General features: G+C 38.9%; 17 protein-coding genes and 1 pseudogene. 16 read left to right on the top strand and 2 right to left on the bottom strand.

What is annotated here, in order from left to right:
* The 3 genes and pseudogenes from DYY66_RS15220 to purC all read left to right on the top strand — a co-directional run.
* A pseudogene (locus DYY66_RS15220) lies at nucleotides 1-396 on the top strand (amidophosphoribosyltransferase); the annotation flags it as partial.
* Nucleotide 397: 1 nt separating this feature from the next.
* Complete coding sequence (locus DYY66_RS12640) at nucleotides 398-643, top strand: Lrp/AsnC ligand binding domain-containing protein (protein ID WP_166290085.1); 246 nt, start codon at nucleotides 398-400, stop codon at nucleotides 641-643.
* A 74-nt stretch (nucleotides 644-717) separates the two neighbouring features.
* Entirely contained in the window at nucleotides 718-1,545 is an 828-nt protein-coding gene (gene purC, locus DYY66_RS12635; protein WP_166290082.1) for a phosphoribosylaminoimidazolesuccinocarboxamide synthase, read from the top strand.
* 85 nt (nucleotides 1,546-1,630) lie between these two features.
* On the opposite strand, the gene DYY66_RS12630 is transcribed toward purC, so the two are convergent.
* Nucleotides 1,631-1,783: a hypothetical protein gene (locus tag DYY66_RS12630; protein WP_166290080.1), complete on the bottom strand. Its 153-nt coding sequence runs from the start codon at nucleotides 1,781-1,783 to the stop codon at nucleotides 1,631-1,633.
* 100 nt (nucleotides 1,784-1,883) lie between these two features.
* Here DYY66_RS12630 and DYY66_RS12625 point away from each other — a divergent pair, with 100 nt between their 5' ends.
* A complete protein-coding gene (locus tag DYY66_RS12625; RefSeq protein WP_166290077.1) occupies nucleotides 1,884-2,420 on the top strand; it encodes a winged helix-turn-helix domain-containing protein in 537 nt (178 codons plus the stop codon).
* An 8-nt stretch (nucleotides 2,421-2,428) separates the two neighbouring features.
* On the opposite strand, the gene DYY66_RS12620 is transcribed toward DYY66_RS12625, so the two are convergent.
* Complete coding sequence (locus DYY66_RS12620) at nucleotides 2,429-2,845, bottom strand: DUF371 domain-containing protein (protein WP_166290074.1); 417 nt, start codon at nucleotides 2,843-2,845, stop codon at nucleotides 2,429-2,431.
* Nucleotides 2,846-2,896: 51 nt separating this feature from the next.
* Between DYY66_RS12620 and psmA the strand changes: the two genes are divergently transcribed.
* The 12 genes from psmA (at nucleotide 2,897) to DYY66_RS12560 (ending at nucleotide 9,674) form a co-directional block, all read left to right on the top strand.
* Entirely contained in the window at nucleotides 2,897-3,634 is a 738-nt protein-coding gene (gene psmA, locus DYY66_RS12615) for an archaeal proteasome endopeptidase complex subunit alpha (protein WP_166290071.1), read from the top strand.
* Nucleotides 3,635-3,673: 39 nt separating this feature from the next.
* Nucleotides 3,674-4,489, top strand: a complete 816-nt coding sequence (locus DYY66_RS12610; protein ID WP_166290068.1) for a putative RNA uridine N3 methyltransferase — start codon at nucleotides 3,674-3,676, stop codon at nucleotides 4,487-4,489.
* A 230-nt stretch (nucleotides 4,490-4,719) separates the two neighbouring features.
* Entirely contained in the window at nucleotides 4,720-5,718 is a 999-nt protein-coding gene (locus DYY66_RS12605) for a 50S ribosomal protein L3 (protein WP_166290065.1), read from the top strand.
* Nucleotides 5,715-6,530 (top strand): 50S ribosomal protein L4, encoded by an 816-nt coding sequence (rplD, locus tag DYY66_RS12600; RefSeq protein ID WP_166290062.1) that lies wholly within the window; start codon nucleotides 5,715-5,717, stop codon nucleotides 6,528-6,530. The genes DYY66_RS12605 and rplD overlap by 4 nt, the downstream gene beginning before the upstream one ends.
* Nucleotides 6,527-6,793, top strand: coding sequence for a 50S ribosomal protein L23 (gene rplW, locus DYY66_RS12595; RefSeq protein WP_166290059.1), 267 nt, complete (start codon nucleotides 6,527-6,529; stop codon nucleotides 6,791-6,793). The genes rplD and rplW overlap by 4 nt, the downstream gene beginning before the upstream one ends.
* 41 nt (nucleotides 6,794-6,834) lie before the next feature.
* Entirely contained in the window at nucleotides 6,835-7,230 is a 396-nt protein-coding gene (locus DYY66_RS12590) for a 30S ribosomal protein S19 (RefSeq protein WP_166290056.1), read from the top strand.
* Nucleotides 7,231-7,235: 5 nt separating this feature from the next.
* Entirely contained in the window at nucleotides 7,236-7,691 is a 456-nt protein-coding gene (locus DYY66_RS12585; protein WP_166290053.1) for a 50S ribosomal protein L22, read from the top strand.
* A 1-nt stretch (nucleotide 7,692) separates the two neighbouring features.
* The gene (locus tag DYY66_RS12580; RefSeq protein ID WP_166290050.1) at nucleotides 7,693-8,451 is read left to right on the top strand and encodes a 30S ribosomal protein S3; all 759 of its coding nucleotides are present in this window, start codon (nucleotides 7,693-7,695) and stop codon (nucleotides 8,449-8,451) included.
* Nucleotides 8,451-8,654, top strand: coding sequence for a 50S ribosomal protein L29 (rpmC, locus tag DYY66_RS12575; protein ID WP_166290047.1), 204 nt, complete (start codon nucleotides 8,451-8,453; stop codon nucleotides 8,652-8,654). Before DYY66_RS12580 ends, rpmC begins: the two co-directional genes overlap by 1 nt.
* On the top strand, nucleotides 8,651-8,917 hold the full coding sequence (locus DYY66_RS12570; protein ID WP_166290044.1) for a ribonuclease P protein subunit: 267 nt from the start codon (nucleotides 8,651-8,653) through the stop codon (nucleotides 8,915-8,917). Before rpmC ends, DYY66_RS12570 begins: the two co-directional genes overlap by 4 nt.
* Entirely contained in the window at nucleotides 8,914-9,237 is a 324-nt protein-coding gene (locus tag DYY66_RS12565; protein WP_166290041.1) for a 30S ribosomal protein S17, read from the top strand. Before DYY66_RS12570 ends, DYY66_RS12565 begins: the two co-directional genes overlap by 4 nt.
* Nucleotides 9,237-9,674, top strand: coding sequence for an uL14 family ribosomal protein (locus DYY66_RS12560; RefSeq protein WP_157926940.1), 438 nt, complete (start codon nucleotides 9,237-9,239; stop codon nucleotides 9,672-9,674). The genes DYY66_RS12565 and DYY66_RS12560 overlap by 1 nt, the downstream gene beginning before the upstream one ends.
* The last annotated feature ends 78 nt before the right edge of the window (nucleotides 9,675-9,752 follow it).

The raw sequence follows: 9,752 nt of genomic DNA, 5'->3' as shown, positions 1-9,752 counted from the left end.
GGAAAACATGTCGTTGTTGTAGATGACAGCCTTGTTAGAGGTACAAGTTCCAAAGCGATCATCAAGGCTCTGAGAAGGGCAGGTGCAAGAAAGATAAGCATGGTGATAACATTTCCGCAAATTCAATTTCCATGTTATGCCGGAATTGACTTTCCATCACAGGATGAACTTGTGACATACATGGGTGACGGCAAGAAATACACCGAAGATGAAATCACAGAAAAAGTAAGACAGCTAATTGGAGCAGACTTTCTTGGTTACAACGATGCCAAGAACTTGGCAGCTGCAGTTGGAATGGATACTGATTCAATGTGCTTTACTTGTTCAAGCGGAGACTATTCCACTCTGGGAATCAAGCCTATGTTTAAAACAAGGGCAGAAATCAAGGGTGAGTAACATGGAACTCTCATTTGTCTTGGTAAAAAGCAAGATGGGCCATGAAATGGACGTCATGAATGATATTCTAAAAATTGATGGTGTAAAGGAAGCAACAGGAACATTTGGCCAGTTTGATATATTTGTCAAAGTCCAGGCTTCTACAAGACCAGAACTTGACAAGATAATCACAAAAAAAATCCGTATGGTATCAAACGTTCTTTCAACTACAACATTGCCTGCACTTCCTGGCAAGAACGCAAAATAAGTAAACCACATTTTTAGCCTAAAACGTCACTTGGTGTATCAGTTTAAATCCAAGCCTGTTCAATGACCGCCTGTTTGAAGTTTTTACGCTCAGGCAAGGTAAAAGACATTTACGAGCTTCCAGACGGAGATATTTTATTTCATTTTTCAGACAGAGTATCGGCATTTGACGTAAAGTTTCCAACACCCATTCCAAAAAAAGGTGAGGTGTTGTGCAGGTTTGCCGAATTCTGGTTCAAAAAACTGCCAATCAAAAACCATTATGTCAGAACAGAGGGCAAGGACAAGATTGTAGTAAAAAAGATGCAAATGATTCCAATTGAATGCGTGGTACGTGGATATTTCTATGGGAGTCTGGTCCAAAGATGGAAAGACGGTCAGGTCAAGTTGCCTGGTGGAACGATTCCAGAGCTTGCCGCAAAACTACCAACACCAATCTTTGATCCTACCACAAAATCTGAAACACATGATGTTCCAATATCAAAGCAAGATGCAATTGACAGAAACCTTGTAACAAAAGCAGAGTATGAATGGCTAGAAAATGCCTCACTTGAGATTTATCGCCAAATGTTCCAGGCTGCAGACAAGGCAGGATTTGTGTTGGCTGACCTGAAACTAGAGTTTGGCAAGATAGGAAACGATATTGTTCTTGGTGATTCTATTGGACCTGATGAATATCGTCTGTGGCCAAAAGAGTCTTACGCAGTTGGAAAGATTCAGGAAAGCTTTGACAAGCAACTGTTGCGTGACTGGCTTGCAGCAAACGGATATCAAAAAAAGTTTGAAGACGACCGAAATGCAGGAAAAGAACCTGTTGCACCACAACTATCTAGCAATTTGTCCAACGAACTATCATCAAGATACATCACTGCATACGAAAAGATAACTGGAATCAAGTTTTAACTCGAATCTCTAATCTGAGCCTGCCGTATTTTTTGCACCCTGGTGACCATTTGACCCCCCAGCTTGACAGGTTTTTCCAGTTTTTTTATTTTTTTGAAATTTTTGACATTTTTTGTACTGGTACAATAATTCTAGTAATGGTATGATATTGGTACCACTGATACTGATTTGATGCCAGTGCTATGATTGTCATCATTATGTTATGTGGTATCATGGTACCATGACTAGAAATGTTCATGTGGGTTGACCAAACTTGGAGCATAAAAAAAAGTTACGTAATGGACAAAAAAATATGATCTCTTGATCTTTTAGGAAAACTAGAAAAGTAAACTTAGAAAATGTCAACACTGCTACAAAAAGAACTCAAAATAAGCAAAATACTTAGTACAAATGCAGACCAAGCAAAAGCCCTTGATGATGCTGCAAGAATAAAGATTCTACAAATTCTGTATCACAAGCAACTTGCAACAGAACAGATTGTTGATGAACTAAACAAGATGGGATACAAAAAAGCAACCACCACAATAAGGCATCACATCGACGTCCTAAAAAATGCCGGACTGATTGAAATTGTAAAAATGGAAGAAGTCAGAGGGGCCGTCATGAAATATTATGGAACCTCTGTTAGGGTCATGGGAACAAAGCTTCCGGCAAATTTCGAATCAGAATTTTCAAAGACAATTGCAGACACTTCAGTAAAATTGGAAAAAGTGATAAAAAATATTGTCGAAAATGCAGGACATAAAATAAAGAAAAAAAGCTCAAAAAATCTTTCAGCAGAATCAAACTATGAAGAGCATATCATGATGGAAATTGTTAACAGGGCAATGGCTAAAGTGTTTGAAAACAACGGCCAGTTACTTGTGCAAAAATAATCTTTTCCTCATTTTACTTCGATTCTGAAAATTCCTTTTGTTTCTGGATTTTGTAATGCCTTTATCATTTGGCGAGGAATTGAATCTGATGCAGTATCACACCCAATTGACAAAGTCCTTGGACATGTGAAATTGCTTTTCCTGATTACAATATCATGTGGATTTTTCAAAGTGAGTTTCTCGCTGCCTCTACCTGTTATCTTGTATGCAAAATCATCAACCAATATCGTACAAGTCACCTCTGATTGAGGATCTTGTAGTAATGTTTTCATCTTGTCTGGAATTCCAAGACAACCACATGAAGCTCTAACACCGACTATGCAATCTCCATTTACTGTAAGATCAGAGTCAGTTGTGATCTCAATTGATTTTGGATGAAGTGATCTTACATTCTTGTGACCATGAAATGAGATCTCAAAACGCATGATCTCAAGTTGTATAAACTTAAATTAAACCTTCAAAGGATGAACTTTGAAATGCTACCAGCAGCTGCAGGTTATGATAGAGCAATTACAGTCTTTTCTCCAGATGGTAGACTTTACCAAGTTGAATATGCTATAGAGACAGTAAGACGTGGTACTCTTGCAATAGGCATCAAAAGCAAGGATGGAATCATACTTGCAGTAGAAGAAAAACCAAGAAAATTACAAAATTCTGATATTACACAAAAAATATTCCAAGTCGATGATCACATTGGAGTTGCAGCAGCAGGCTACATTCCAGATGCAAGATCCCAAGTGGACAATGCAAGATTCTTTTCACAAAGTAACAGAATGATATATGACGAGCCAATCGAGGTAGAGGCAGTCGCAAAACACTTGGCAGACCAGGCTCAACAATATACGCAATATGCAGGTGTAAGACCATTTGGTGTTGCACTCATAATTGCAGGAATTGACAAGAGCGGCAGTACAATATACTTGACTGACCCAAGTGGAACATACATCTCATATGATGCAGTAGCAATTGGCGCAGGCGCAGATCAAGTTACAGAATTTCTAGAAAAGAACTACAAAAAGGATATGACAGTTGAAGATGCAGCAGCAATGGCAATCGAATCTATCTATCTAGTCAGCGAAGAAAAAGATGGTGTAAAACACATCAAGATGGCACAAATCCCACTTGCAACAAAACAACTGATTAGAACAAATGAAAAAGACATTGAACATTTTGCAGTCAAGGCAAAAGAAAACATTGCCAAGAGACCAAAGTAGCATCTAATATTTTATAGCGCAATAATCTTAGGACAGACATTGAAAATTTCAATCGCAATTCCAGATTCTTCACTTTCAGAAGAACCTACTCCACTTGACAAGGCAATGAAGATATCTCAGATTGCAAGGGCTTGTTCAATATTTCATGTAAATACAATTTACATCTACAAAGAATCTGGCGGATCAGACAGGGACAGATCGTTACTACGAAATCTTCTTCGTTATCTTGAAACACCACAATACCTGCGCAAGATACTTTATCCAATAAGCGATGATTTCCAGTTTGCAGGAAGTCTTAGTCCGCTCAAAATTCCATCACATGTACAGACATCCGATCCAAAAAAGATCAAGGCAGGAGATGTAAGAGATGGAGTTGTGGTGCAATACAAAGGAAAAAAATTTGTAAATGTCGGCTTTGAACAACTGATTCCATTTTACAGTAAGGATGATGACGGCAAGAGAATCCTAGTCAAGTTCAAGGAGGGCTATCCTGCTCTCACTGTAAAGCAGATCGAAAAAGAAGAGATCTCACAGTATTGGGGATATGATGTAAAAGAAATCTCAAACCTTAACACGTTTCTTGCCACTTGGGGATCTGTTATCATACTGACATCACGAAGGGGCAAACCAATCCACAAGACACAAAAATATTTTGACGAGATCTCGCGTGAACAAGTCTTGCTTGTCTTTGGCTCTCCAAAAAAAGGAGTCTATGAGATCTTGGGAAAAAGCATTGGAAATATTCCACGATCTCAGGTGCTAAACTTTTTTTCAGATCAGGCAACAGAAACTGTCAGACTTGAAGAAGCAATTCTTGGAACGCTTGCAGTGCTTAACACTCTTACCCGTAACTAGTTTTTAATACGGGATCCGCGGTGGCAAGAAATATTGGATAACAAAACACTTGACAAAAAGAAGTTTTTACTTTTTGGAATTATCGCAGGTGCTGCATGTGTGATAATTGGAGGCATACTGATGGTAAATGGTGTCATGCATTTTCTGCACTAGGATCTAATTTCTAAAATAAAACTTGGTATTCTCTAATTATAGACTTATAATGGGCTTTTCGACAAATTTGCTTAACAATGGGTCATAGGAAACATAGTCAACCTAGGAGGGGAAGCCTTGCATATTTGCCAAGAGGTCGAGCGAAGAGCATGGAAGCCCGAATTAGGACATGGCCTGATGTAAAAGCAGAACAACCAAAACTTCTCGGTTATGCCGGATTCAAAGCTGCTTGTATGCGTATTGCAAGTATTGACGATCGTGAAAAGACTCCGAACTTTGGAAAACAGCTTGTCGGACTTGGTACCGTTGTAGTTACTCCTCCAATGTCAATAATTGGAATCAGGGGTTACTCTAAGGACAGATATGGAATAGATTCTACTTTTGATGTTTATGCTAAAGATTTACCAAAAGAGCTTTCAAGACTTTTCAAAACAAAACCAGATGAAAAGGCAATTGAAAAAGCAGAAAAATCTCTTGTTCAAATTGATGAACTTTATGCAATTGCAGCAGTTCTTCCACGCAAAGCAGGACTTGAGCAAAAGAAACCATATGTTTTTGAAGTCGCAGTAAAAGGCGGAGATATCGCAAAACAATTTGCATTCTTAAAAGATCTTTTAGGAAAAGAAGTAAAGATTGATCAAGTCTTCCAAAAAGGAGTCGAGGTTGATGTTGCCGCAATTACAAAAGGAAAAGGTATCGAAGGTCCAATCACAAGATGGGGTGTCAAGAAGAAACAACACAAATCAAGAAAAAGTGTCAGAGCTCTTGGTACATTAGGTCCAATCAGTCCTGCAACTATCATGTACTCTGTTCCAAGAGCAGGTCAGAGAGGATTTCATCAAAGAACACAATACAACAGCAGAATTATGATAGTTAGCAATACTCAAAATGAAGAACTAAAAATTAATCCAGCGGGAGGTTACAAACACTTTGGTGTAGTAGAAGGCGATTACGTTATCATACGCGGTTCAATTCCAGGAACTTATCGTAGACTGGTAAAACTTCGTGCACCTGTCAGACCAAAATTGACAAAGGTCACACAACCAAAAATACTAGAGGTAATGATTAACAAATGAAAGTTCCAGTCTTTACAACAACAGGCTCTAAAGATGGCGAATTAGAATTGCCACTTGTATTTTCAACTCCTATTAGAAATGAACTAATCCACAAGGCATACGTGCACTTGGAATCACACTCTTTCCAAAGACAAGGAAGATATCCAAACGCAGGTATGGACGTAGTTGCCGAATCCAACAGTCCTCCAACAGGTCACCACCAAGCAAGAGTTGCAAGAATGGCAGGCGGTGGAGGTGGAAGACAAGGACAAGCCGGTGGAGTCGCAATGACAAGAAAAGGAAGACAGGCACATCCTCCAACATCTGAAAGAATAATACACAAAATGTTAAACAAGAAAGAAAACCGTCTTGCTCTATGTTCTGCATTGGCAGCAACAACTTCTTCTGCACTGGTAAAACTTAGAGGCCATAAGGTAGACAAGATTGAATCATTCCCAGTTGTAGTATCTGACCAAATTGAATCTGTAATAAAATCAAAAGATCTAGTCAAAGTTTTAGATGCATTACATCTGTCACAAGATGTAGACAGACTACGAAGCAGACTGAAAGGTCGTTCAGGAAAACCTTTGCTAAGAGGAAGAAAGACCAAAGTAGGAAAGAGTGTCTTATTTGTAGTAAAAGATTCCAAGAATCTTTCCAAGGCATCACACTCGCTTTTGGGCGTTGATGTGGTCTCTGCAAAAAGTCTTAGTGTACTTGACTTGGCTCCTGGTGCAGTACCAGTAAGATTGACAGTATTTTCTAAGGGTGCAATTGAAGAGATCTCAAAAATAAAATCTCCTCATCTTGAAATTTTGGTGGCTAACAAATGAATATTGAAGAAGCAAACCACATCATTCTAAAACCATACATCACTGAAAAGACATTTGCACTAGTTGAAAATGAAAGCAGAATTTGTTTCCTGGTAAGAGAAGAAGCAACCAAGCCAAAGATTGTTGAAGCAATAAAACTTCTCTACAAAGAAGATCCAATCGGACTAAACGTATGCAGAACAGTATACGGCAAGAAAGCATTTGTAAAATTCCAGACAGTTGAAAAGGCAAGAGACTTGGCTACAAAGATAGGAATGCTATAATATGGTCAGTCGTGAATCAACTAAAGTAATGGTGAGCATAAATGGTTAAAGAATACAAGTACCGCGGATTGGCAATCGAAGAGATCAAAAACTTATCCCTAGAGAAACTCTTTGAACTTTTACCATCAAGAGCACGAAGATCACTTACAAGAGGTATTACAGACGGCAAACGAAAACTCTTGGAAGAAATCAAGTCTGCTAATGCTGGAAAAGCCAATACGCAAATCAAGACACATCTAAGAGATGTCATTGTTTTACCATACTTTGTAGGCCTTACAATTCATGTTTATTCAGGAAAAGAATTCTTGCCAGTTACAATACGACCAGAAATGGTTGGACACTATCTAGGAGAGTTTGTACGAACCAACAAGAGAGTTATACACGGTGCACCTGGTGTAGGAGCATCCAGGTCTAGCTTGTACGTGCCATTAAAGTGATATCTATGCATTTTAGCTACGCTTTCCAAAATTATGATAAAACACGACATGTCCGTGCTGCATTACGAGAAAAGACAATCTCCCACAAGCATGCAAGAGAAATTGCACATAAAATAAAGGGGATGTCAATTGAATCTGCAAGAAGTTATCTACAATCTGTTGTCAACTTGGAGCGCGCAGTTCCATTCCAAAGATACAACAACGAAGTAGGACACAAGTCAGACACTGGAGTAATGGCAGGAAGATATCCAGAAAAAGCAGCATCAGAATTTATCCGATTACTTGACAATTTAGAATCAAACGCAGAATATCGAGGAATGGATCTTGACAGATTAAAAATAATCAATGCAACAGTGCACAAGGGCAGAAAACTTGAACGATTTACGCCACGTGCAATGGGACGTGCAACTCCAAAGATAGACATTCTTACACATGTTGAGCTTGTAGCTCAGGAGCTATAGCATGTCATCTGTGAAAAATGTAATCAATGATAGTTACAAACTGATGCTCTTGAAAGATTATCTAAGAGAAGCAATCAAGGAAGCAGGTTTTTCAGAAGTTGATATTCAAAAAACTCCAACAGGAACCAGAGTCGGATTACACGTAACAAGACCTGGTATTGTAATAGGAAGAAAGGGAAGTGGAATACGAGATCTTACAAAGGTTTTGGAAACAGACTTTGGTCTAAAGAATCCACAGATATCAGTAATTGAAATAACAAAACCAGAACTTGAACCAAGTGTAATGTGCAACAGAATGTCACAACACCTTGCAAGAGGTACTGCATTCAGACGTGCAGTCATGTGGACAATGCAGACTATAATGGAAGCAGGTGCAATGGGTGTACAAATCACAACTTCTGGCAAACTAAGAGGTGACCGTTCAAGCTTTGAAAAACACAGTAAAGGTATACTGCCGCGCGCAGGACACCAAGCTACAGTTATAGTATCAGAAGATATCGTACACGTTCAAACAAAAATGGGTCTTATCGGAGTTAGAATCAGAATTGCAAGAAAAGAGCGATTCATACCAGAATTTGAATTAAAGGTAATGAAGAAAGAAACAAAGCAAAAAGTCGAAGTTCCAGAAGAAATTGAGATTGTCGAAGAAACACAGATTGATCCAACCAAGCCACGCACTGAAAGTGAAGTAATTGAGCTTGAAGAAAAATTGATAGAGACTGTGGAAACATTTGAAGAAGTAGAGGAGGAGCTCAAGTAATGGCCCGAATCAAGATGAAAACAGTTCGAGAGTTCAATGAAACTGATCTTAAAGACAGACTAGGACAATTGCGTTCCGAACTTACTAAACTAAAGATTGAAGCATCTAAAGGAACATTGCGAAAAGACAGCGGAAAGGTAAAGCCTCTTCGAAGAGATATCGCAAGAGTATTAACTAGACTAAATGAGATGAAATCCAAATGATTACAGCAGAAAATATCACACGTCATGAATTAATCGGACTTGAAACCTTGATTGTAAAATCTACCAATTCTCAAATGATAGGCTTGCACGGTAAAGTAATAGACGAAACAAAATCCATGTTTGCAATTCAAACTGCAGCTGGAATCAAAACGATACCAAAACACAATTCTACATGGCAGTTCAGCTTCAATGGCACATCTGCTCTTGTAGATGGAAACACCATCACAAAAAGATCCTTTGAAAGAATGGGAGTAAAAGCATGACTAGAAACATAGGACTCCAAGTCAAGGCACCAAAGTCTGATTGCCAAGATGACTTGTGTCCATTCCACGGCACTCTTAGTATCAGAGGTAAACTAGTTCAGGGCAAAGTAGTCAGTGCTAGAGCACCAAAAACAATTGTCGTACAACAAGAATTTCCAAGACTTGATATCAAATACAAAAGATATGCACGTAGTCAAAGCAAATTACACGCACACAGACCACAGTGCATTGATGTAAAAGAAGGCGATATTGTTCTTACTGCAGAATGCAGACCTATTTCAAAGAGTGTATCCTTCGTAGTAGTTGAGGTAGTATCATAATGGCCGCAACAAAGAGTCGTGCAGTTTCGGCAAAAGGAGTTCAAGAATTCCGACCATATGTAACAAGAGCACTTCCACTTGGAGCTCAAGTAGTATGTGCAGATAACACCGGTGCCAAGATCTTGGAAATCGTAATGGTCCAAAAAACAAAGACCAGAGTGGCTCGTTATCCATCTGCAGCAGTTGGCGACTTTTGTAACGTTGTAGTAAAGAAAGGTCCTGGTGAACTAAGAGGACAAATATTTGGTGCAGTTATTGTTAGACAAAAATATGCTGTAAGAAGATTAAGCGGAGTTAGAGTAACATTTGAAGACAATGCAGCAGTGCTTGTTACACCAGAAGGTGAAATCAAGGGCACTGAAATCAAGGGACCTGTAGCAGTCGAAGCAGCAGAAAAGTATCCAAGAATCGCAAACTTGGCATCGATGGTGGTATAATAACATGAAACCAACTACAATCCGAAAACGAATGCTATATTCTGCTTCACAACATCTGCTTAGCAAACAACTAGGTTC

Source organism: Candidatus Nitrosotalea sp. FS, from assembly GCF_011319475.1.
In the GTDB taxonomy this organism is placed as follows: domain Archaea; phylum Thermoproteota; class Nitrososphaeria; order Nitrososphaerales; family Nitrosopumilaceae; genus Nitrosotalea.
Note: the sequence above shows the minus strand (reverse complement) of the source record. Positions and strands in the feature narration are given on the sequence as shown.